This is a genomic window from Providencia sp. PROV004 (genome assembly GCF_011045615.1).
Taxonomy (GTDB): domain Bacteria; phylum Pseudomonadota; class Gammaproteobacteria; order Enterobacterales; family Enterobacteriaceae; genus Providencia; species Providencia rettgeri.
The window spans coordinates 2035629-2059672 of sequence record NZ_CP042859.1 but is presented as its reverse complement, the minus strand read 5'-3'; the positions used below and the strand labels follow the sequence as shown (position 1 = coordinate 2059672).

The 24044-nt window shown below is 39.0% G+C and carries 22 protein-coding genes and 1 tRNA gene; 12 read left to right on the top strand and 11 right to left on the bottom strand.

What is annotated here, in order from left to right; all coding sequences use genetic code 11:
* Positions 1–191: 191 nt before the first annotated feature.
* The 5 genes from FVA69_RS09045 to yieE all read right to left on the bottom strand — a co-directional run bounded on the left by FVA69_RS09045 (position 192) and on the right by yieE (position 6233).
* Positions 192–980 carry an ABC transporter ATP-binding protein gene (locus tag FVA69_RS09045; protein ID WP_094960415.1) on the bottom strand — a complete coding sequence of 263 codons (789 nt, stop codon included), beginning with the start codon at positions 978–980 and terminating at the stop codon, positions 192–194.
* Positions 974–2068, bottom strand: a complete 1095-nt coding sequence (locus FVA69_RS09040; RefSeq protein WP_164528735.1) for a FecCD family ABC transporter permease — start codon at positions 2066–2068, stop codon at positions 974–976. The genes FVA69_RS09045 and FVA69_RS09040 overlap by 7 nt, the downstream gene beginning before the upstream one ends.
* Before the next feature lie 19 nt (positions 2069–2087).
* Positions 2088–3251, bottom strand: coding sequence for an ABC transporter substrate-binding protein (locus FVA69_RS09035; RefSeq protein ID WP_109911586.1), 1164 nt, complete (start codon positions 3249–3251; stop codon positions 2088–2090).
* Positions 3252–3472: 221 nt separating this feature from the next.
* Positions 3473–4963 carry an amino acid permease gene (locus tag FVA69_RS09030; protein WP_004911886.1) on the bottom strand — a complete coding sequence of 497 codons (1491 nt, stop codon included), beginning with the start codon at positions 4961–4963 and terminating at the stop codon, positions 3473–3475.
* A 406-nt stretch (positions 4964–5369) separates the two neighbouring features.
* On the bottom strand, positions 5370–6233 hold the full coding sequence (gene yieE, locus FVA69_RS09025; protein ID WP_004911888.1) for a DNA-binding transcriptional regulator YeiE: 864 nt from the start codon (positions 6231–6233) through the stop codon (positions 5370–5372).
* Positions 6234–6426: 193 nt separating this feature from the next.
* Between yieE and FVA69_RS09020 the strand changes: the two genes are divergently transcribed.
* Both FVA69_RS09020 and nfo read left to right on the top strand, forming a co-directional pair.
* Positions 6427–7506 carry a YeiH family protein gene (locus tag FVA69_RS09020; protein ID WP_164528734.1) on the top strand — a complete coding sequence of 360 codons (1080 nt, stop codon included), beginning with the start codon at positions 6427–6429 and terminating at the stop codon, positions 7504–7506.
* Between the two features lie 100 nt (positions 7507–7606).
* The gene (gene nfo / locus FVA69_RS09015) at positions 7607–8452 is read left to right on the top strand and encodes a deoxyribonuclease IV (protein ID WP_123381707.1); all 846 of its coding nucleotides are present in this window, start codon (positions 7607–7609) and stop codon (positions 8450–8452) included.
* A 72-nt stretch (positions 8453–8524) separates the two neighbouring features.
* On the opposite strand, the gene fruK is transcribed toward nfo, so the two are convergent.
* On the bottom strand, positions 8525–9460 hold the full coding sequence (gene fruK / locus FVA69_RS09010; RefSeq protein WP_004253135.1) for a 1-phosphofructokinase: 936 nt from the start codon (positions 9458–9460) through the stop codon (positions 8525–8527).
* A gap of 164 nt (positions 9461–9624) precedes the next feature.
* Here fruK and FVA69_RS09005 point away from each other — a divergent pair, with 164 nt between their 5' ends.
* From FVA69_RS09005 to yeiP, 3 genes are all read left to right on the top strand, one after another.
* Entirely contained in the window at positions 9625–10062 is a 438-nt protein-coding gene (locus FVA69_RS09005; RefSeq protein WP_004911901.1) for a nucleotide triphosphate diphosphatase NUDT15, read from the top strand.
* Positions 10063–10223: 161 nt separating this feature from the next.
* On the top strand, positions 10224–11468 hold the full coding sequence (mtr, locus tag FVA69_RS09000) for a tryptophan permease (RefSeq protein WP_164528733.1): 1245 nt from the start codon (positions 10224–10226) through the stop codon (positions 11466–11468).
* 152 nt (positions 11469–11620) lie between these two features.
* A complete protein-coding gene (gene yeiP, locus FVA69_RS08995; RefSeq protein ID WP_004911909.1) occupies positions 11621–12193 on the top strand; it encodes an elongation factor P-like protein YeiP in 573 nt (190 codons plus the stop codon).
* A 137-nt stretch (positions 12194–12330) separates the two neighbouring features.
* Here yeiP and FVA69_RS08990 read toward each other — a convergent pair whose 3' ends face one another.
* Complete coding sequence (locus FVA69_RS08990) at positions 12331–12675, bottom strand: hypothetical protein (RefSeq protein ID WP_004911913.1); 345 nt, start codon at positions 12673–12675, stop codon at positions 12331–12333.
* A 338-nt stretch (positions 12676–13013) separates the two neighbouring features.
* Between FVA69_RS08990 and FVA69_RS08985 the strand changes: the two genes are divergently transcribed.
* Together FVA69_RS08985 and mepS are read left to right on the top strand one after the other, a co-directional pair.
* Positions 13014–13613: a YrbL family protein gene (locus FVA69_RS08985; protein ID WP_109911631.1), complete on the top strand. Its 600-nt coding sequence runs from the start codon at positions 13014–13016 to the stop codon at positions 13611–13613.
* Positions 13614–14362: 749 nt separating this feature from the next.
* On the top strand, positions 14363–14947 hold the full coding sequence (gene mepS / locus FVA69_RS08980; protein ID WP_004911920.1) for a bifunctional murein DD-endopeptidase/murein LD-carboxypeptidase: 585 nt from the start codon (positions 14363–14365) through the stop codon (positions 14945–14947).
* Positions 14948–15199: 252 nt separating this feature from the next.
* Here mepS and FVA69_RS08975 read toward each other — a convergent pair whose 3' ends face one another.
* The 3 genes from FVA69_RS08975 to rsuA all read right to left on the bottom strand — a co-directional run bounded on the left by FVA69_RS08975 (position 15200) and on the right by rsuA (position 18066).
* On the bottom strand, positions 15200–15541 hold the full coding sequence (locus FVA69_RS08975; RefSeq protein ID WP_004260080.1) for a hypothetical protein: 342 nt from the start codon (positions 15539–15541) through the stop codon (positions 15200–15202).
* 614 nt (positions 15542–16155) lie between these two features.
* Positions 16156–17283 carry a Bcr/CflA family multidrug efflux MFS transporter gene (locus FVA69_RS08970; RefSeq protein ID WP_231136509.1) on the bottom strand — a complete coding sequence of 376 codons (1128 nt, stop codon included), beginning with the start codon at positions 17281–17283 and terminating at the stop codon, positions 16156–16158.
* A gap of 60 nt (positions 17284–17343) precedes the next feature.
* Entirely contained in the window at positions 17344–18066 is a 723-nt protein-coding gene (rsuA, locus tag FVA69_RS08965; protein WP_109911580.1) for a 16S rRNA pseudouridine(516) synthase RsuA, read from the bottom strand.
* Positions 18067–18289: 223 nt separating this feature from the next.
* Here rsuA and FVA69_RS08960 point away from each other — a divergent pair, with 223 nt between their 5' ends.
* Entirely contained in the window at positions 18290–20047 is a 1758-nt protein-coding gene (locus FVA69_RS08960) for a DEAD/DEAH box helicase (RefSeq protein ID WP_110731997.1), read from the top strand.
* Between the two features lie 166 nt (positions 20048–20213).
* Complete coding sequence (rplY, locus tag FVA69_RS08955) at positions 20214–20495, top strand: 50S ribosomal protein L25 (protein ID WP_004260060.1); 282 nt, start codon at positions 20214–20216, stop codon at positions 20493–20495.
* 96 nt (positions 20496–20591) lie between these two features.
* Here rplY and yejK read toward each other — a convergent pair whose 3' ends face one another.
* Positions 20592–21593, bottom strand: coding sequence for a nucleoid-associated protein YejK (gene yejK, locus FVA69_RS08950; protein WP_004911936.1), 1002 nt, complete (start codon positions 21591–21593; stop codon positions 20592–20594).
* A 242-nt stretch (positions 21594–21835) separates the two neighbouring features.
* On the opposite strand from yejK, the gene FVA69_RS08945 reads away from it, so the two are divergent.
* The 3 genes from FVA69_RS08945 to FVA69_RS08935 all read left to right on the top strand — a co-directional run bounded on the left by FVA69_RS08945 (position 21836) and on the right by FVA69_RS08935 (position 23950).
* On the top strand, positions 21836–22063 hold the full coding sequence (locus FVA69_RS08945; RefSeq protein WP_004911940.1) for a YejL family protein: 228 nt from the start codon (positions 21836–21838) through the stop codon (positions 22061–22063).
* Positions 22064–22084: 21 nt separating this feature from the next.
* Positions 22085–23800 (top strand): LPS biosynthesis-modulating metalloenzyme YejM, encoded by a 1716-nt coding sequence (gene yejM, locus FVA69_RS08940; RefSeq protein WP_109911578.1) that lies wholly within the window; start codon positions 22085–22087, stop codon positions 23798–23800.
* Positions 23801–23873: 73 nt separating this feature from the next.
* Positions 23874–23950 (top strand) — tRNA-Pro (locus FVA69_RS08935).
* Positions 23951–24044 lie beyond the last annotated feature (94 nt).

The following is a 24044-nucleotide window of genomic DNA, read 5'->3' as shown; positions in this document are numbered from 1 at the left end:
AAAAAATATTTTTTATTATTGGGGTATTTAAATACCCATAGGAAATTCATGGTAAAAACCATTATATAATTCAATTAAATTTCCTGTGGGTAATTACTATTAATTAAGATTTGATTTTTTTAATATTGCGCCCTCTATATTTTATTTAATGTGCTTGCCAAGTGCTGCAAGCACACTATTCTATTACTATATTAACTTGCTAATTTATCAACCAGCCCATCTATTAGGACTTGTGGCACACCTTGCGAACAACGTTCAATACGACCCCGCACGCCATAAACCTCAGCAAGGCTTTCGGGGGTAATAACCTCAGCGGGTTCGCCTTGAGCAATTAAATTACCTTGTTTCAACATTAATACATGCTCCGCATGTTTGAGCGCAATATTAATATCATGAACCACCACAACCGTGATTATATTTCGACGTTTCGTCTCTTTTGCGACTAAATCCATCACATGATATTGGTAATTTAAATCCAGCGCACTTAACGGTTCATCTAATAACAATAAGTTGGGTTGACGAATTAAAGATTGTGCCAAACCCACTAATTGTTTTTGACCACCTGAGAGTTGGTCTAAATAACTTAACGCCAAATGCTCAATACCTAATTGACGTAATAACCCCATTACTTCGTCTTTACTATTCTCATTGCTCAAACCGCCTGAAGCACGTTGAGCAACAATCACTGACTCTAAAACATACAGGTGCACACCAGCAGGTAATGTTTGCGGTAAATACACCACATTTTGTGCTCGCTGGGCAAAACTCTGTTGGGTTAAGTCTTGACCATCCAGTAATAACTGCCCTGTTGCCTTATTTAACCCCGCCAACGAACGCAATAATGTGGATTTGCCACTACCATTTGGCCCAAGTAATACCGTGATCTTGCCGCGAGGCAAGATATCCGTCGATAGGTTCTCAATTACGGGACGTTTAGGGTAACCTGCATTAAATTGGTTAATAATCAGGCCACTCATGATACGTTCCCTCTATGACGCAAAATAATACTTAGGAAGAACGGTACACCAACCAACGAGGTCACGATCCCAACAGGGATAATCACACCCGGAATAATATTCTTCGACGCTATTGAGGCCATGGATAAAATTAACGCCCCAATTAATGCACTTGCAGGCAGATAAAAACGGTGATCTTCACCAAAAATCAACCTTGCTATATGTGGCGCAACTAAACCAATAAAGGCAATAGGACCGACAAATGCCACTGCTAGCGCCGATAAAATACTAATGCGTAATAACGTTGTTAACCTTAAACGGCGCACATCAATACCGAAACTGATCGCCCTATCCTCACCCAATCTTAAAGCCGTTAGCTTCCATGAACTCATCATGGCAATTGGGAAAATAAGTGCGAAAACTAATGCCATCACCCCAAGTTTCACCCAAGTCGCTTTTGATAAACTGCCCATCGTCCAAAAGACTAAACCCTGCAAGGTATCTTCTGTTGCGATGAATTGCATCATGGAAACCAATGCATTAAAGGTGAACACAAGCGCAATACCAAACAGTACGACACCTGAAGTTGCTACACGCGTCCAACGAGTGACTGCGTCTAACATCAGTGCGGCTAACAGGGCAAAAATAAAGGCATTGGCTGATATCACCCATTGATCAGGCACGCCTGGAATTGCAATACCAGAAACAATCGCTAATGCGGCACCGAATGCTGCTGCATTAGATACCCCTAATGTAAATGGGCTCGCTAACGGGTTATTGAGGATTGTCTGCATCTCAGCACCCGCAAGCCCTAATGACATGCCAATCACCACGGCCATCAATGCGTAAGGCAAGCGAATGTCCCAGACAATGACACGCGTTCCTGCATCAACCGACTCTGGGGTCATCAACGTTTGCCATAAGCGCTCAAGAGATAACCCTGAAGGCCCCAAGGTAAAATCTATAACCAGTGATAATAAAATTGCCGCGATGATAACAACTATCCATGTCAATCGACGGCGTAACATAGTTTGATAATGCTGTTTTACATTATTGTCAGCCTGAATAGCCGCTTTTTCAGCCGTAATCATTGGCTCGCTCGTAATACTCATCAACTCTTACCCGTTTTCATTACTTTTCGCTGACCCAATATACACCGGTTGGTTCGATGGCGAGAAACTCTCGATGCAATTCTTCTAGTGTTTTTTGCGGTTCTAGATCGGCAAATTGTTCTGGGTAGAACCATTTGGCGAAAACTTGCGTCGCAATCACATTGTATGGAGAGTTATAGTAATTGTGCCAGATAGCATAATCTTGCTTATCTTTTACGGCTGATAACGAGCTAATCCCTTTACGTTCAGTAATTTTTTTCAGGCTTTTTTGTGCATCTGTTAATGTGCTTTGTGCGCCTAATTGAACGCCGGCATCTTTACTACCCGGTGCTTTTGCACCAGATGCAATGTAAATATTTGGGTCTGCTGCAATAATTTTCTCTAAGTTCATCGTGCCAAGCGCGCCCGGCAAAACACCTTTAGCAATATTTTTACCACCAGCTAAATCAATAAAATTCCCCATATTTCCATCGCCAGCGGTACCACAGCAATCTTCAAAAGCACCAGCGCGTAATTCAATAAAAACACTTGGTTTTTTATCTTCTGGTATTTTCGAAGTAATATCAGTGACTAATTTTTGGTTTCTTTCATAAAAATCGACATATTTATTTGCCGCCTGTTCGCGGTTCAATGCTTTACCAAGTAAACGCATGCTTGGTAAAGTGTTTTCCAGTGGTTTATCACGGAAATCCACAAATACGACAGGTACACCAGCTTTTTCGAGCTGGCTAACTAATTCACTATTTTTACCCGGCCCATGGCCTGACAAACCAAAAATCGCAATATCTGGATTTAGAGTTAATACTTTTTCTGAACTGACGCTATCTGCACTGGTATTACCAATTAATGGAATGTTATCAATTTCAGGAAATTTCGCTTTATAAACAGCATAGGTTTGCGGGTCTAGTTTTCGAAGGTCACCTTGCCAACCTACAATTCGCTCAATGGGTTTATCACCTTCTAGCAGAGCTATTGCACTAAATAGGCGCCCTTCGCCTAATAAAATGCGATTAACATTATCAGGAACCTCAACGGTACGACCTGCAATATCAGTCACTGTTACAGCCCAAGCGCTCATACTGGCACTTGCTAATAACGCTAAACTTATTCCTTTTACTACCGACCTAGCTACAGACTTCTTGGCTACCGACGACATAGTATTAAGCTCCACTCTTAACCTCATTGACTTACTTTTTTTTATGCGGTAACAATAAAGCAAATAAGAATACTTATCAATACGATTATTAGTTTAATCATGGCTTTCATCAATAGAATTCTGTGACCATCATCGTAAACCTAAACATTCAGCCTATTTTACCGCCAAAATGCAGGTTTATTGCGCTATATATAAAAAAACAGCACCCTATTAAGAGTGCTGTTATTGATGATAGATATTTAAAAAAACTATTTATCTAAATTTTCGCGGTAACTTGGAAAGCTCATGTCTTTATAACGGATAAACGTCGTTTTCTTCGCTATCTTATAACCAAACCAAATTGCTAAAAATAACGGAATTCCAATATAAGTTGCGGTAACCCCTACCCAATCAATTTTATCTTCTAAAAAAGCTTGGTAGTTTTGACCCAACGTGATTGTTAAGCACAAAATAAAGGCAAAAATAGGACCGATTGGGAAAAAGCCTGAACGATAAGGTAAGTCATTAAGATCTCTCCCTTGTGCAATATAGCCCCTACGGAAACGATAATGGCTAATGGCAATACCTAACCAAGCAATAAACCCTGTCATCCCCGATGTATTTAACAACCACAAGTACACCGTTTGGTTGCCAAACATGGAACTTAGGAAACATAACCCTGCAACAACCGTCGTTGCTAACAATGCATAACGAGGTACGCCACCTTTAGATAAACGGGCGAAAATACGTGGAGCCTTACCTTCTCGGGCTAAGGTATACAACATACGCGTTGATGCGTACATACCGGAGTTACCTGCCGATAATACCGCTGTTAAAATAACCGCATTCATTACTGCTGCCGCAGATAATAAGCCTGCATTTTCAAATACTAAAGTGAATGGGCTTACACTAATATCTTTGACATCATTACGCAGTAAGTTTGGATCAGTGTAAGGAATGATCAAACTAATAATTAAGATTGCAAAGATATAGAATAACAAGATACGCCAAAATACTTTGCGCACGGCTTTTGGAATATTTTTAGCGGGGTCTTTCGATTCACCCGCAGCAATACCGATTAATTCAGTTCCTTGGAATGAGAACCCAACTATCATTGCCACACCAATCATGGCTGAAAAACCACCAGCAAAAGGCGCATCACCAATTTCCCAATTATGCCACCCGGCATTTTCCGCACCGCTCATGATGCCAAAAATCATTAATACGCCGACAACAATAAAAATGACGACCGTGGTGACTTTTATTAATGAGAACCAGTATTCAGCCTCACCAAACCCTTTAACCGAGATGAAATTCAGTAAGAAAATAATGGCAAGGAAAATGGCGCTCCAAATCCAACCGGGGGTATCTGGGAACCAGTAAGTCATCACTAATTGAGCGGCAACTAAGTCAACCGCAATGGTCACAGCCCAGTTGTACCAATAGTTCCACCCAAGCGCAAAGCCAAAGCCTTCATCGACATATTTTGCACCATAGGTTGCAAATGAACCTGAAACGGGCATATATGCGGCTAACTCACCTAAACTGGTCATCAAAAAATAGACCATTAAGCCAATGATAGCATAAGAAAGGAGTGCTCCGCCGGGGCCTGCTTGTGCAACCGTTGCCCCAGAGGCAACAAATAAACCTGTACCGATGGACCCACCGATAGCAATCATCGCAAGATGGCGTGCCTTTAGCTCACGGCGTAGTCTTTGTGGGCCGCCCTGCGAGATAGTATTGGTATGTTGTTCTGACATTTGTTCCCTGCATTTTATTATTCAGCTAATATCGCAGGGATTCTAGCAAAATAGGCTGTGAGAACTAAGCAACTCTTCACTGTTATAAGATACCTTCATAATTCACACAAAATTATAAGTAAAATGCGTTATCTCAAAAAATTCAGTATACCCTCTTAATAAGAGGACGACGTCTTATTTTCTTTATCGTGTCAGTAGCGGCAAATGTGACTGTTCAAGGCACATAAAAAGTGCAGCCAACAACGCGATAGCCTATCACAAGTGCAACACATTCACTGCAATCCTCTATAGCTTTTAGCGTGTCGCTAGGCGGCAATTGAGACTATCCAAGGAGCATACATTAGTATGTGACTTGGGTCGTCGATTGCAGCCAACAACGCGACAGGTTAAAAGATGACGAGGATTTTTAATTACAGTAAGACAGAAGGTTAGTAATCGCATTCGAAAGATGCTTTTGGCGGTGATAAATCAAATATAGCGTTCTTTCTAAATGAAGTTCATCTATTTTTAGTTCAACTAGAGAGCCATTTTCTAATTGCTCTTCGATCACTCGACGAGATAAACAACTTATACCTATTCCATAACGAACTGCATGTTTGATAGCTTCTGAATTCCCTAGCTCCATTAAAATATGAAAGCCAGGAAGATGTGCAAATAATAATTGGTCGAGCACGTCCCGCGTACCTGAACCTCTTTCACGCAAAATCCAAGGCGCATCACGCAAATCTTTTAAAGAAACTTTTTTATTCGCCAATGGATTTTGGGGTGAAACAAAAATAACGAGTTCATCTTTTAACCATGCTTTTGAAATTAACTCAGGGCTATGACAAACGCCTTCGATTAACCCAACATCGGCTCTAAATTCCATGACTGCTTTAATAATTTCTTCTGTGTTACTGATAAAAAGCTCTAAAGGAATATCCGGGTGGTCATGACGGTAACCCGCTAAGACTTCTGGTAAAATATAATTACCAATCGTTGTACTTGCTGCAAGACGCACTGCGCCCATCTCTTTTTTAAATAATTGCTCGACTTCTAACCCTTGCTCTAATAACGCTAAAGCTTTGGGATATAGCAGCCTTCCGTGCTCATTCGTAACAAGTCGTTTACCCACACGGTCAAATAATTGAACGCCTAATTGACCTTCTAAATCCGTTAGCGACGCGCTGACAGCCGATTGTGAAAGTGCTAATAACTGAGATGCCTGCGTCGTGGAGCCACTTTTTAATACTTCCGTAAAAACCTCAAGTTGCCTAAGTGTAATTCGCATAAAGGTAAGCCCCAACGTGATTTTTAGTATTTGTAATAATAATGTTAATATTAACGATTTATTCGCAATATTCCAGAAGAAACTTATAATCTATTTTGGTGGTAGATTATATAAAGATAATCAATTTAAATTATTATTACTTTTGTTATATCCTTATTACTAAATCTTATAAGCGGTAATAAAGAGTATTATCATGAATAAAAGTGACACCAACACCCTTGAGCAGAATAGCCTAAACCCTATATTTAAACTCATACCAGGTATTATTCTAGCGGGTATTCTAACTGCTATTGCAATTTACCTCGGTGACCAACCCTGGTTTATGGAGATCGGTTTAGGTGCATTAACCCTCGCAATATTGTTAGGAATTATTGTCGGGAATACTTTTTACCCCGTAGCCAGTCAATCTTGTGATGCTGGCATTAAATTTGCCAAACACTATTTCTTACGTGCCGGGATTATTTTGTATGGCTTTCGCCTTACTTTTCAACAGATCACTGACGTAGGCGCTACTGGTGTAATTATTGATGCTTTAACATTAACATCGACATTTTTATTAGCGTATTGGCTAGGCAAAAAAGTGTTCGGTCTTGATGAAGAAACAACATTATTAATTGGTGCTGGCAGTAGTATCTGTGGCGCAGCCGCGGTCATGGCAACTGAGCCTGTCGTTAAAGCATCCGCAAGTAAAGTCGCTGTTGCCGTTTCAACCGTTGTTATCTTTGGTACGATTTGTATCTTTGTTTACCCTTGGATTTACCAATTAAACGCACACTTTGGTTGGTTTCCGGCAACAGAAGAAACCTTTGGAATTTACATTGGTTCAACAGTACATGAAGTTGCACAGGTTGTTGCAGCAGGCCATACAATTGGTACAGATGCAGAAAATGCCTCTGTTATTGCCAAAATGATCCGTGTCATGATGCTTGCGCCATTTTTAATTATTTTATCTGCGTTTTTAAGCCGTAAAACGGCCGCTAACCAAACAACAAAGACCCAAAAAAGTAAAATTACTATTCCTTGGTTTGCTGTATTTTTTATTGTTGTCGCAGGTTTTAACTCACTCAATTTACTGCCTCAGGCATTAGTACAGCAAGTTATTGCTTTGGATACCATTTTACTTGCTATGGCAATGGTTGCTTTAGGGTTGACTACCCATGTTAGCGCTATTCGCCAAGCGGGCATTAAACCATTGCTAATGGCGTTGATACTGTTTGTTTGGTTGATAGTTGGCGGGCTATTAATTAACTTACTGATTCAAAACATTTTTTAATCTACATTTTCCTCGTTTTTAGCCACCTTAACTGGTGGCTTTTTTGTTGATTTCATTTATTCACTTATTAATGGCATACTCCAATAAAAAGGAGTCAAAAATGAAATATATTGGAGCACATGTCAGCGCCTCTGGTGGCGTTGACCAAGCCGTTATTCGTGCACATGAAATCAACGCAACCGCTTTTGCATTGTTCACAAAAAATCAGCGTCAGTGGAAAGCTGCGCCACTGAGCGAAGAAGTGATTAAAAAATTTAAAGATAACTGCAAAAAATATGGATACGGTAAACACCAGATCCTGCCCCATGACAGCTATTTAATCAATTTAGGTCATCCTGAATTTGAAGCTCTAGAAAAATCTCGGGTCGCTTTTATCGATGAAATGCAGCGCTGTGAGCAATTAGGTATTGATTTACTTAATTTCCACCCAGGTAGTCATTTAAACAAAATTGAAATTGACGACTGTTTAGCGCGGATTGCTGAATCTATTAATATCGCGCTTGCTGAAACCGAGGGAGTGACTGCTGTCATTGAAAATACGGCAGGGCAAGGTACTAACTTAGGTTTTGACTTTACACATCTCGCAAAAATTATTGATGGGGTAAAAGATAAAAGCCGTGTAGGTGTGTGTATCGATACTTGTCATGCTTTTGCCGCAGGTTATGACCTACGCACTGCCGAAGATTGTGATAAAACATTTGACCAGTTTGCAGAAATTGTCGGGTTTGAATTTCTAAAAGGAATGCACCTTAATGATGCGAAAAGTGAATTTGCCAGCCGTGTCGACCGCCACCATAGTTTAGGTGAAGGGAATATTGGTTTTGCACCATTTACTTACATTATGCAAGATAACCGCTTCGATGGTATCCCTTTGATTTTAGAAACCGTAAACCCCGATATTTGGCCACAAGAAATTGCGTGGTTAAAAGCACAACAAAATAATTAGCGATTTAGCCTACTTTCTAATAACAAAAACCCCCGCATTTATCATATGGGGGTTTTATTTGAACTGAATGACCTATAACGATTTCATTTCAATTTTTGCCATCATATCCGCTAATTTATTTCTATTTTTTAAGCCGACATCTGGCTGGGAAACTGAGAGTGCAGAAATTGCAGTCGCCATACGTAAGGTATGCTCACTGGACTCACCATTGAGTAGCCCGTAAGCTAGCCCTGCCACCATCGAGTCACCAGCTCCAACCGTGCTTATCACTTCACAATGTGGTGGTTTAGCTAACCAAGAACCCGAAGCATTAACCCACAGAGCCCCTTCTTCCCCTAGCGATATGACAACATGGGAAATGCCTTTATCTCTTAATTCATGGGCTGCAGCTACGACATCTTGTAAGTCTGGTAGTTTTCGACCAACCCAACTTTCTAGCTCATGACGATTAGGTTTTACTAGCCATGGTGACGCTTTTAAACCCGCCTTTAAGGCTTCTCGACTGCTATCAAAAATAATACATGGGCATAATTGGCGAAGGCGAGTCATCCACCGAGTAAATTCTTCTGGATCAATACCACTTGGCAAACTTCCGCTAACCACAACCATATCAAAATGGCCAAGCCAATTGAGTGATTCTGTCGAGAAACGGTTCCAGTCTTCTTTGCTGACCTCAAAACCTGAAAAGTTGAAATCAGTCGATTCCCCATTGTTTTCCGTGAGTTTTACGTTAATTCGTGTCCGTCCTGGCACCATACTAAAGCGGTTAGCCATGCCATTTTCACTGAAAAAATGTTGGAATTCTTCTTGGTTATCCTTTCCCATAAAACCACTAACAGTGATATCAATACCTAAGTCACGGAGTACTTTTGCGACATTGACCCCTTTACCACCCGCATTGAGGCTAGCGGTTTTGACTAAATTGACTTCCCCCACTTCGATAGTAGAGCATAAGCCCACAAGGTCGTAAGCAGGATTTAATGTAATTGTAGCAACCCGGCGAGTCATAACCACTAATCTCCCTTATCATGATTATCGTGTCTTTAAATTTAAGTATAGTTATAACATTAAAGCATATTGTTTTCAGTGATATTTGTACTTTTTCCTGCTTGTTTTTCTACAAGATTATGTCAGGATCAGCGCGCTGAAAAATAAAATAATAAGGAGAATATATGTCTGAGCCTGCTTACGTCGTCGTTGGTGTCGGTGTGCTAATCACTAACAAGTATGGGCAAATTTTGATAGGTAAACGCAGTAGTAAACATGCGCCCTATTGGTCCATTTTCGGCGGACATGTCGACCCCGGTGAATCTTTTGAAACCTGTGCAATTCGCGAAATAAAAGAAGAGATAGGTATTGATATCCAAGCCCCCACTGTTTTTGGCATCAGCAATAATTTACAAACTCACCAACAAGAAGGTAAACACACCGTTTCTGTTTGCATGCATGTTGAATATGACGGTGATGTTGAGCCTCAAATTATGGAACCAGATAAATGTGAAAGCTTAATGTGGGTTTCACCAGACAAACTCCCAGAACCGCATTTTGAGGCTAGTCGCAACGCGGTTGACCTCTGGCTAACACAACGTTTCTATCGCCAAAACGCCTAATTAATCGTAAGCGTACAAACATTCTCGCGTTGTACGTTTATTATCCATCCCTTTCTAATTACTCATTTTTCCCTGTTTTATTCTATTTACTATATTTACAATACTTCATGCTTGCCGTATCATTTAGCTAGTACAGTGAAACAATATATTTAGGAGCCACCATGGCTATTGATGGAACAACACAACAAAAAAATCCTTCTATATTAGGAGGTGCTATGATCATTGCCGGTACCGCAGTGGGTGCTGGTATGTTTTCTATTCCTATGGTGACTTCTGGCGTATGGTTCACAGGCTCCGTCATACTGTTGATTTATACCTTTATTTGCATGTTACTTTCTGGGTTAATGATTTTAGAAGCCAATATGAATTACCCTGCGGGCGCTAGTTTCCATACGATGGTTAAAGATTTGTTGGGTTCGACATGGAATTCAATTAATAGTTTATCCGTCACCTTTGTGCTTTACATACTTACTTATGCCTATATTTCTGCGGGTAGCTCTATCATCGCAGCGAATTTGTCAGAAAAAATACAGATACCTCAAGCAGGTGCTGGCTTTATTTTTGCCTTCATAGTGGCTTTTTTTGTGTGGCTTTCTACGCGTGCTGTCGATAGGTTAAGCACTATTTTAATTGGTGGAATGGTAATCACCTTTATTATGTCAATCGGTGGAATGGTTTCAACTGCATCTCCAGCTATCTTATTTAACCAAACTGAACAAGGTGAAAGCCAGTATCTTCCATATGCCTTAGCCGCATTACCTTATTTATTAACTTCATTTGGTTATCACGGTAATGTGCCAGGATTAGTAAAATATTATAATAGAGATAGCCGCAGTGTTGTTAAGAGCCTCGTCTATGGCGCAACCATTACCGTGGTTATCTATATTTTGTGGCAGTATGCGATTCAAGGAAATATTCCAAGAACTTCATTTATTGAAATCAGAGAAAATGGTAATAATATTGATGCATTACTGACCCAAATGAATATTTCCACCCAAAGCAGTTTTATTTCTCAGTTTTTGAACCTGTTCTCCTATATGGCTTTAGCGAGTTCTTTCTTAGGTGTATCTTTAGGGCTATTTGATTTTATCGCTGATTTTTTCAAATTTGAAGATAACAAATTTGGCCGCCTTAAATCCATATTAGTCACCTTTTTACCACCAACAGTACTCGCTTTAATTTTTCCTAATGGGTTTATTTATGCGATTGGTTTTGCAGGGTTAGCAGCGACTATTTGGGCTGTTATTGTCCCTGCCCTGATGGCGAAAGCAAGTCGTAAACGCTACCCTAACAACAGTTATAAAGCACCAGGAGGGAGCTTTATCATTGGCTTCGTGATCCTCTTTGGATTAATTAATGCGGTCGCTCATTTATTATCGCTATCTGGTTTACTTCCTATCTATTAACCATTCGAGTATGAATATAACCTACGGGTTATATTCATACTGATATTTATCTAAAAATTTTTCACTGAAAATTGACTTCAGCATCTTGCCTAATTCCTTATCTGCGAGTAATTTTGTCGCACTCTTTTTGACAACCCTAAAGAAGGTTATTTATGGCCAAGGCCAACGAAATTAAACGTGGTTTAGCAATTAACTACAATGGCAAACTATTACTTGTAAAAGACATTGATATTCAAGCACCTAGCGCTCGTGGTGCAAGTACGCTATATAAAATGCGATTTACTGATATCAAAACTGGCCAGAAAGTTGAAGAGCGTTTCAAAGGCGATGATATTTTAGAAACCATTTCGCTAACACGCCGTGGAGTGAGTTTTTCTTATATTGATGGTGATGAATATGTCTTCATGGACAATGAAGATTACACTCCTTACATTTTCAAAAAAGCGGATATTGAAGAAGAATTACTTTTTATTCCTGAAGAAGGGTTACCAGGAATGCAAGTATTAACAATGGATGGACAAGTTCTTGCATTAGAGCTACCACAAACGGTTGATATGGTGATTGTTGAAACAACACCTGCAATTAAAGGCGCATCAGCAAGCGCACGGACTAAACCCGCAACCATGGCTACAGGACTAACAGTCCAAGTCCCTGAATATTTAACCAGCGGAGAAAAAATTCGTATTCATATCGCCGAGCGTCGTTATATGGGCCGTTGTGACTAATTTTTGTTTTTAATTTGATAGAAACAATTTTTTATATGCCTATGAAGTTACTGTTCATAGGCATATGTCATTAAAATTAAACATTGCATACCCTTCTCATATTAGTTTGCTACATTCAATTCTTATTCAACTCAAGATTAATCGTATTTTATTGTATAAATACCTAAGGTTTTATCTTTATTAATCCAATTAAATTGTTGAGTACCTTTTTGATTCGGAAGCAACATTTCTTTATTTTTTAATTTACGAATATCTGCAGATGCAGTTTCCAATTTACCATTATCATTCCAGCATTTAGTTTCAACTTTATTAGCATTCGCTTCGACAACACAAGGTGATGCAACTATGGCACCAGTAAATCGAATAACGCCTGTACTACTGCGTTTCGTCTCACTATTTTCTGACGCAACGATTGAAAAACTTGTGCTTAATGCCGTTACTGCCAGAAAAGTCATGACCATTTTTTTTACTGAGCTATTCATAATGAAATCCCCTTTTAAAATTATGTTATCGTCACTTTCTGTAATTTATTTACAGTTAAAGTATTTAATTTGGCTGAATTGCCTGAGGACGACATACTAATTCCAAAGGGATATTAATAATTTCATTTATGGTCGTAGTTTTTTATTTTTTGTTTTAATTATTTATCAAAACAAAATAAAGGACTTACATCACACTTAATTAACCACACAAAATGCAACACTTTATAAATAATATCTATTAGCATTAGCCCTATAATTTATGAAAATCGTCGCAACGCCACTTAAGGCTCATCTATACATCAAAAACTTTAGAATCGTTAAAGATAGTGTTAATCATCATGCATAAGAATTTAAATAAAAAAATCGCATTACCCTCTATCAATTTGATCGCATCAGGCCGACAGCGTGCTTGTTATCAGCATCCTGAATATGATGACCTATGTGTAAAAGTTCATTTAAGTGGAAGAGATGATAAAGAAACATTAAGAGAGGTTCGCTATTATAAGCGTCTATATAAAAAAAACTTCACAATAAAAACAATTTCTCATTACTATGGAACCCAGCAAACTGATCGCGGATTAGGATATGTATTCCAATTAATCAAAGATAAAACTGGAAATGTTTCACATACTTTAGATTACTACCTAAAAAACAAACAACTTTTTTTAAAACATAAAAAAAATATGAAAATTGCTTATGAGCAATTTAAAAAGAATATTTATAAAGAGGCTATCGCCACGATGGCACTTAAGACTTACAACATTGTTTACCAATTAGGTTATAAACCTCACGGCCAATTTCTGATTATTGATAACCTTGGGTCATCTAACTTCATTCCCATGGATTATTTTTCAGCTAGAATTGCTCGTGCTACCCTCAATCGCCGGTTTAATGATTTCGAGCAACGGCTTTATCGTGACTACAATATCAAGATATAGCACATACACTGATGGTTCACCTACATTATTACCGTTTGGTGGTCGACATAAATTACCTCTCACTCGCCAGTATCTATTTCATAAAGAAAATCCGAACAACAAAACCCCCTGATAAACATACAGTGAATTGACTTTCTTCATTATTCTTTGTTTGTCTTTTATTCTAACCATCCTTTTTAAAGTCTACTAAGCTATTCGTTTTACTCACAAATAAGCCGTCATTAGATATAAATTTAAACTTCTTTACATTTCAAACTTAAAAAGCACATATTTATGTAATTACACTGAGATAATAACCAAGAAAATGTGATTTAGATCATATTTCATTGACTGCAATTACCTGTGTTATAAGTAAAGATCCTTCATTGTAGACAGTTATCACATAAACCAATGGCAAATAGGCACTTTTATCTAATGTTTTGTAAATTTCACCTCTATTAACTCGCCATTTTGCTTTTGTTTATGTATGCTCTTAAAGGTTTGATTTGGGATTATTGCGATACCAAATCTTTTATGTAAAAAATGTAAAGAATGTCTTAGTAAATTTAGTCGATATTGATATATATCCTATACTCAATAAGTCATTAAATATGACTAGTACATTCGAAATTTAGTAGTGCTGCGATAAACACTTTCTGCGAAAAACACAGTTTTGGCATCTATAATGCGTTTTTCACAGGGATAAGTTTAGTTTTTTGTGTCTTTTTACACAATAAAGTACTAAAAAATGGTAAGGGATATATATAAGAATGCTAACTCCTGAAAAACTTAAGCGCTATGCTTGGCGCATTGTTCCGGCAATTGCAATCGCCGTAACTCTCACAGCATGTACCAACCCAAAGTCTGCTAAAAACACACAATATACTGCCAAATCAGATGCACGTATGCTAAATGGTTCTGCTGGCGACTCCTTGACGATGGCATCTCAAGATGAATTCGAAGAATTAGTACAAAGTGTTGATACTAAATCTAAAATAATGGATCAATACGCAAGCTGGAAAGGCGTGGCTTATCGTCTTGGCGGTACAACAAAGAAAGGTGTTGATTGTTCAAGTTTCGTACAACGCACATTCTTTGAACAATTTGGTGTTGAACTCCCTCGTACCACTTCTGAACAAGAATCCTCAGGCAAAAGCGTAAAACGTAATAACCTAAAAGTCGGTGATATTGTTTTATTTAAAACAGGCCGAACTATGAAGCATGTTGGTATCTATATTGGCGACCAAAAATTTGTTCATGCGTCAACCAGTAGTGGTGTTATCGTTTCTGAAATGACTAACTCCTACTGGAGCAAAAGATATTATGCCGGTAGACGTATTATTAATGGCTCATAAGTTTTTTTAACATTCTATATCCCCCTTCCAATAAAAAAGCTTCCATACAATGGAAGCTTTTTTATTGGAAATCTTTATTAACTAAATTTAGTATAGCTATTTGATTCTTTTTGATAAAAATAGCTTAAATACCAAACCCACCTCACGATAACGCTCATTCAAAAACAAGTTATAAAACATAGCTGAACTAAACTTGTAACTAAAATAATAATGAATCATCGAGCCAATATAACCAAGCAAATATACTCAAAACTAAGCACTATAAAAGCCAGAAGACAGTTCTGCAATCGCGACGCCAGAAGCTTTTAAGCGACACATAGCAGCTAGCTCATCATTAGCATGAATGAATAGGCAAATTTCTTTTTGCCACTCTAAGATTGCGTTAGCGATCTGCATATCTGACAATGATTCAGACAATTGCTGCATTGCAATACAATCTGTCGCACAGTCATGGCTAAGTAGCTTCAGCCCCACAAGCTTATCGCTATCGGCATCATTCATAGGCACGACTTCAACATCCGTACCTATTTTGCCTGATAACCAGCGGTAGCTTTGCGGTAGCCTGTGCACCACCGAAAGACCTAATTTTTCCACAAAGATATCCTATTGAAACATTTTAGTATTTTGCCAAGTACTGATACTTACATTCTTACTTGACCTAACACGGGCTTAAGCCAATCATTCATCGTTCAAACCGAACTTTTAGTCATCCAAAAAGTAACATGAATGTTAAATGTCGAACTTTAAATATAACATTAAAAAAACAAAATGTCGTTAAATTTTTGTGACACAAATCATTGCACATTCATTTTAGTAGTAAATATATTAAAATTTAAACTAATTTTGATCTCTAAGCTCAACATCTCACTCAAAACACTTAACTTTTTTTTACATTTATGAAATGAAAATAGTAAAAAACAGTTTGTTTTTGAAGTTAAACCAAATTTTTATTAATGAATAATGTTGCAATAAGCATTAATTCATAAAACATAAATTTAACAAATTTAGCTCGAATGATAATTGATTTAGATCATTTTTCATTAAGGATTTTAATACCTCTACATTACTACTCGCTTTTATCGAGCAATGTTACTTTATCTCTAATAGATAAAATGAATGATCTAGGGAAGTAACTAGAAAATATTCTATTTAAAGAAAGGGGAATTGTGTGTTCTCAGTTTCATCCATGAAACTTGAAAACATATGGTTTACTTTGCTTTTTTCGCTAATAGAACAAATAACATTGATAATGCTACACAAGCAACCATAGAACCAACCATTGGCCATGCGCTCTGAGCGGGTATGAGTGATAATAAAGTCCCAACGAGTGCGCCAATTGAAAACCTTATTGTTCCTGCCAATGAAGAGACGGTTCCGGCAATATGTGGATAATTATCCAAGATCACTGCCATTGCATTAGAAGTAATCATCGCTATGCCACTAACATAGATTGCAACACCGATAACCAATGTCCAAAAATCTAATGCAAATGCCGTTGTAACAAGCAACCACACGCCCATCACAAATTGGATAATGATGCCAAAGTAAAGCATTTTTTCTGCGCCAAAATGCCTTACATAGCGGCTATTTATTGTCGTCATAATAAACAGGAAGATAATGTTGATACCAAAATAGTAGCCAAAATTCTGTGGAGACACCCCATTCAAATCGATATAGACAAAAGCACCTGCATTTAAGAACGAAAACATCCCGGCAAAAGAGAATGAACTCGCTAATATGTAGAACAGAACCTGTCTTGCTCTAAATAAAGTCGCAAATTGCCTTAATGTTGTACCAATATGAAACTTTTGCCTTTTAGCAACGGGCAATGTTTCCCGCACAAAACAGCTCACTAAAATAACGGCAACAACCGCTGCAATGGCGATACTCCAGAAAATGGCATGCCATGAAAACCAACGCATTAGTTCTCCCCCTAAAATAGGGGCTAATAACGGTGCCACCGTCATCACTAATACAACAAAAGACATACTTCTTGAGAATTCATCACGAGTAAACATATCTCGCATAAGTGCGTTAATCACAACACTTGCAGCTGCAGCGGCAAAACCATGTAAAAAACGTAACCAAATCAGTGAATCAATCGATTCAGTGATAGCGCAAGCCGCTGAAGCGATGGCAAAAACGACAACTCCACCCAAAATAACAGGTTTACGCCCAATGCTATCAGCCATAGGACCATAAAATAATTGCCCTATAGCAAAACCAAAAATGTAGCTATTGAGCGTCATTTGAATGCGCCCTTCATCTACATTAAAATAATGCATCATCGTCGGAAAGCTTGGTAGGTACATGTCGATAGCCAATGGCATTAGCATCGATAATAAACCTAGAATTAATATCAGCCCCAAATAGGATGAACGCTGCTGTTGCACTCTTTAAACTCCTGCTGTTTTTTTACGTGGTACATTAATGCTGTTGATTTCTTCTTCCGTCAGTGGGCGGTATTCTCCTGGCTCAAGAGCATCATCGAGCCAAATTTCCCCAACACGTTCACGGTGTAACCCACAAACGTGGTTTCCTACCGCTGCAAACATACGTTTTACTTGATGATAACGCCCTTCGCTAATCGTCAGCCTGACATCTCTAGGGCTAATAATTTCCAGTTTCGCTGGTTTAGTTGGATGTTTTTCCCCATTGAGCATAACGCCCTGAGCAAACTTCTCAGCAACATCTTGAGCAATATCATCACTCAATTGAACTCGGTACGTTTTTTCACAATGATGCTTGGGTGAAGTAATGCGATGTGACCATTGGCCATCGTCCGTCAATAATACAAGGCCGGTTGTATCGATATCTAAACGCCCTGCTGAATGCAGTTTTTGTGCAAGAGGCTCATCAATAAAAAAAAGAATTGTTGGATGTGTTGGGTCATCTGTTGAGCAAATATAGCCTTGTGGTTTATGTAACATAAAATAACGCGGCCCAGTAACTTGTACGAGGACATTGCCATCATAAGCGACTTCATGGTCAATCGTAACTTGAAAAGCCCCTGATTTAACGATTTCATCATCAACCGTTACAAGCCCTGCGCGCAGTTCTCGCGCTACCAAACTTCGGCTTATCCCTAATTGCTGGGACAAAAATTTATCCAGTCGCATAGATTCTCTTAACTTGATGGAATGCCAGTGAAGCGTACAATAACGCTCAACTGTCAGAATATAGAGTGAAAGGTTGTTGTGATTGTTATCACATAATTCATTATAACAATAACCCTTGTGAAGTGATAGTTTCACCGAAACAACTCACATCTTTAGACAGAGTCATCGTTTTAAATTAAATTTAACGTCATTCACCTGATTTAATTACATAATGCTGAATAATATGCCTTTTGTTTTACGCCCATACCAACAAGAAGCTGTCGATGCGACGGTTGATTATTTCCGTAAACAGACTCACCCTGCCGTAATTGTCTTGCCAACTGGAGCAGGTAAAAGCTTAGTGATCGCTGAATTGGCGCGGCTTGCTCGTGGCCGAGTGCTGGTATTAGCACATGTAAAAGAATTAGTTGAGCAGAATCATGCTAAGTACCTCACATATGGCCTACAAGCCGATATATTTGCCGCAGGTCTAAATCGAAAAGAATCTCAAAGCAAAGTCGTGTTTGGTAGCGTGCAATCTGTTGCTCGAAACCTTAAAGCCTTTGATGCACATTTTTCGTTAGTGATTATTGATGAGTGTCACCGTATAAGTTTGAATGATAAAAGCCAATACCAACAAATCATCCAGGCTTTACAGTCCAATAACCCTTCATTACGTATTTTAGGATTAACCGCCACGCCCTACCGTCTCAACAGTGGTTGGATTTACCAATACCATTACCATGGTATGGTACGTGGCGATGAAAATTGTTTTTTCCGTGAGTGTATTTATGAACTACCTCTACATTATATGATTAAAAACAAATTCTTAGTACCACCTGAACGCTTAGATATGCCTGTTCTCCAATATGATTTTAGCCAAGTTTCACTGACATCATCAGGTATTTTTAATGAACAAGAGCTTAATCTGTCATTAAAAAAGCAGCAACGCATTACCCCTAAAATTATTGAGCAAGTTATTGAATATGCAGCACCATTACAAGGCTGTATGATTTTTGCAGCAACGGTTGAGCACGCAAAAGAAATTTTGGGCTATTTACCCCAAAACAGTGCGGCATTAGTGACAGCTGAAACCCCTGCTGCTGATAGGCAAGCAATTATTAACCAATTTAAAAACAAAGAATTACACTATCTCGTTAACGTTTCAGTATTAACAACTGGGTTTGATGCGCCTCATGTTGATGTGATTGCGATTTTACGACCCACAGAGTCAGTCAGCTTATACCAACAAATTGTTGGCCGAGGATTACGCCTCTCCGAAGGAAAAACCCGCTGTTTAATCTTAGATTATGCCGGTAATCCACATGATTTGTTTCGGCCTGAAGTGGGTTCTAGTAGACCCAACTCAACCAGTGTTCCCGTGCAAGTTTTCTGTCCATTGTGCCAATTTGCGAATATTTTTTGGGGTAAATGTACCTCTGATGGGCAAATTATTGAACATTACGGCCGGCGCTGCCAAGGCTGGGAAGAGGATGAAAATAGGCAGAAAAAACAATGTGAATTTCGTTTTCGCTTCAAGCAATGTCCACATTGCGGTGCAGAAAATGATATTGCTGCTCGTCGCTGCCAAAAATGCCAAGAGGTGCTTACCGACCCTGACGATATGCTAAAAGCCGCATTAAAACTTAAAGATGCATTAATCATTCGTTGCGGTGGTATGCAATTCATTACTGGAAGTGATTCCAAAGGTGAATGGATTAAAATAAATTATTTTGATGAAGACGGAACTAGCGTTTCTGAACGTTTTCGCTTAGCGACGCCCGCACAAAAACGCGTATTCGAATATCGTTTTTTACGAGAGCATCAGCGTGCTCCGGGTGTTCCATTTAAATGGAATAGTGCAAATGATATATTATTGCAGCAATCTTTATTACGTTATCCTCAATTTATTGTTGCACGCAAAAAAGAGCGTTTTTGGGAAATTAGAGAGAAAATCTTCGATTATCAAGGGCGTTTTCGCGTTGCAGATTCTCTATCATAAAGCGAAAACGATCATAATGATTGCTGGATGATGGATTTTTCGTTAAAATGCCGCCCGCCTTCCGATATCTTGTTCGCTGAATGAAGTATCCATAGGCCAAATCTCGAACCTGCTGCTGGGTCGCCTGTAGCAGGAATTTATATTTTCTTTTTATAGAGAAATAGTAATGTTAACTATCAATGCAATTGAACGTAAAGAGCAGGGTAAGGGTGCGAGCCGCCGCCTGCGCAGAGATAACCAGCTTCCAGCTATCGTTTACGGTGGCAACCAAGAAGCTATCTCTGTAACTCTTAACCACGATGAAATCATCAACCAAGAAAGCAAAGCAGAATTTTACGAAGTTCTGAACCTGGTTATCGATGGTAAAGAAACAAAAGTAAAAGTTCAGGCTGTTCAACGTCACCCATTTAAGCCAAAAGTGACGCACATTGACTTCCTGCGCGCTTAATTAAAGCCCACAGCCGAGCTTTAGAATTTTCGGGACGCCGAGTAAATAACGCCGCAATTGCGGCGTTATTTATTTCTACCGATTCAACGCCACAGCCTATTTAGCCCCCCGGCGTTGTAACTGGTCACGCAAATTAGGTGGTGTACCGCGAATGGTCAACGTATCAGTGACAGGGTCCCAAAAGATACGCTCTCCCATAAGCATCGCATCAAAGCTAATCGTGATCCCTCCGCCACTCCCTGAGAACTTCGTTAATTGCTTCAACGTTCCTCTATCGGCAGGGAAACTTTCTTCGAGTTGATAATCATTTTGGCGAGCGAAATCATCGAAGCTTTGTTCTTCAACCATTGGCAGCTCTTTTGCCAGCGCCTGTAACTCAATTTCCTCTCCAGACTGTAATTGTTCTGTACAATAACTATGCACTTGCTGGCGATAAGCTTGACGTGTGTTTTTGTCCATTTGTGCATTATCACAAAAATCGTCAAGTGCCTGTACCAAGCCTTTATTCTGAACTTTTGCATTTAATCCCTCTGATGCAGCCAAAAAGTCCATAAAGAAATCAGATACTTTTCGCCCTACTCTACCTTTTAAGAAAGTTAAATAGCGTTTTGATTCAGGATTGGTCTCCCATTCCGTTAAATCAATACGAGCGACAATATCTGCATGAGGAATATCTAAATAATGTGTGGTGCCTAAATCCAATGATTCCGTGACAAACATGCTGTCACAACTATTGAGCACCGCAATTAATAAATATTCGACCGCGAGGTAACGGTATTGACAAAAGAGAACCACGCCCCCTTCAGCAAAAGGATATTTGGCTAATTCATCTTTCAAGCGAACGGTCATCGCACGGCTGAACCCTAAAAACTCTTCCTCGCCTTTACGCAATAACTTTAACGCATCGGCAAGTTCACTTTCTTCGTTAAATTCGCCAAATGCTTTACTTTTTGCACTATAGACGCGGTGTAACTCTGCCATCATGTCTTGTACGACACCATCTGCTGTCAATAAAGAATCCCGCAACATCACCTCTAGGGTTTGCTCATCTCTTTTAATTAACTGGTGTAAAGCTATCTGGTTAATTTCCAGACTCATTGTTGGCTCCTTCGTTATAGCGAAAATAATGTTGCGCGTATTCAAACATTGATATTATTCCTCTGCAACAGAAACCATCATTTGTTCTATTTTCAGCCTAATTACGCTGAACTAATACGCACTTTACGAATCTGAATTAGCATTATTATCACTTAAACAAAAATTTGTTGCGAAGAAAGAAGAAAAACCAGCTGTGATACGCTATGATATGTAGCTTTCATTAATTTAGGATGTCTCAATTTATGCCACAATCATCTCGCTATAGTGATGAAAAAGTTGAAGGTTTACTTTCTGACCTCGTGAGCGTGTTAGAAAAAAACCACACCCCTGTTGACCTTTCCCTCATGGTGTTAGGTAATATGGTAACGAATCTGCTGAATACGTCGGTTGCGCCTGCGCAACGTAAAATGATTGCAGAATCATTCGCAAATGCATTACTTTCTTCTGTTAAAGAAGATCAATCACACTAATTGATTAATGAAATAAACAGTATGGTCACCCACCTGCGCTACCGTGACAAAGTCTCTAACATGATTGGTTGGGGGCACTGGTTTGCACTATTCAATATACTGCTTAGCCTCGTGTTAAGTAGTAGCTATCTGTTTATTTTTGATTGGCCAGATACCCTAACTGGCCGAATTTATGCTTTCGTCAGTTGGATTGGTCACTTTAGTTTTGTGGTCTTTGCGACTTACTTACTAATTGTTTTTCCACTGACCTTTATTGTTATGTCTCAGCGGCTGCTGAGGGTACTTTGTGTTGCCCTTGCAACGGCTGGTACAACGCTATTAATTTTTGATATCCGTGTTTTTAGCCAATTTGGTTTGCATTTAACACCACAAGTTTGGGACTTGGTCATCAACCCAACTAAGGGTGAGATGGCTCGTGAATGGCAACTGATGTTTATCAGCATTCCGATTATCTTTCTTGTTGAAATGTTATTTGCGACTTGGAGTTGGCAAAAATTACGTAGTTTAAATCGCCAAACATTTGGCAAACCGCTTGCGGGTATTTTTATTGTGACCTTTATTATGTCACACCTGATGTATGCATGGGCCGATGCTAATTTTTATCGCCCTATCACCATGCAACGCTACAATTATCCATTGTCACAACCCATGACAGCCCGCAAGCTCCTTGATAGATATGGCCTGTTAGACTTAACTGAACATCAAAACCGTGTATTCCAGCAAGGTAGCCCAACAGCACTTAAATTAAACTACCCATTGAAACCTTTAAGTTATTATGACCAAGGCGCCGATTACAACTTATTATTGTTGGTCATTGATGATCTTGGAGACAAATCTCAACAAGATTCTATGGGTGCGTTAAACGAATTTAAAGAAATCAGTACACAGTTTACGAATCACTACACTGCCGGTCTACGTAACGATACCGCGCTATTTGGCTTATTCTATGGTATTTCATCAACTTATTTCGATAATATTCTCAATGGTCGCCATCCATCAGCGCTAATCGAAGCCTTACAGCATCAAGGATATCAGTTTGGTTTATTCTCAACAGATGGCTTTAATTCTCCATTATTCAGGCAAGCTATTTTAGCGGATTACTCATTACCTGCAAAAACTGCAGATAATGACAACTTAACAGTGACACAATGGAGTAACTGGCTAGATAGCCTTAAGAATGACTCTCCTTGGTTCTCTTTCCTCAATATTAAAGGAACACCTGGAAGCGCGAAAACCAATGAACAAATCAATCGCGTGATGTCTGTATTACAGCGTGATAATCGCTTGCAAAACACCATTGTTGTTGTGACCGCAAATTACAATAACCAAGGAAAAGCAGAAAACGAGTGGTTAGATGGCAAACGCTTCAATCGTAATAATATGCAAGTGCCACTATTCATTTATTGGCCAAACACACCAGCGCAGCAAATAGATAAGCTAACTAGTCATCAAGATGTCATGACAACATTGATGCAGCGTTTACTACATGTCAGTAATCCACCCGATGATTACAGCCAAGGTGAGGATTTATTTAGTGTTAAACGTACTTACCCATGGGTGATCACCGGTGATAACGACGATGTTGTCATTACCACAGATAATGCCACCCTCTACATGGATCAAAATGGTCAGTTTAATATCTATGATAAACAAGGTGCTATAGAACGAAATGAAAAACCTGACTTGGCTGAGTTGTTGAAGATCTTTACTGAGTTAAAACGCTTTAATGAAAATTAGTGTTTAAATATCAACCAGTCGCATCTTCAGTCTATTGCTTTTAGAAGTAAAATGAGTAGTATTAATCAAAGTTCGGCATGTAGCGCAGCTTGGTAGCGCACCGTCATGGGGTGTCGGGGGTCGTAGGTTCAAATCCTATCATGCCGACCAACTTTATATAGAGAAACCAACCACTTAAGGTTGGTTTTTTTGTGCGGTGAGTTTGGGGCGGGTAAAAGTCGGGTAAAAGTCGGGTAAAAGTCCG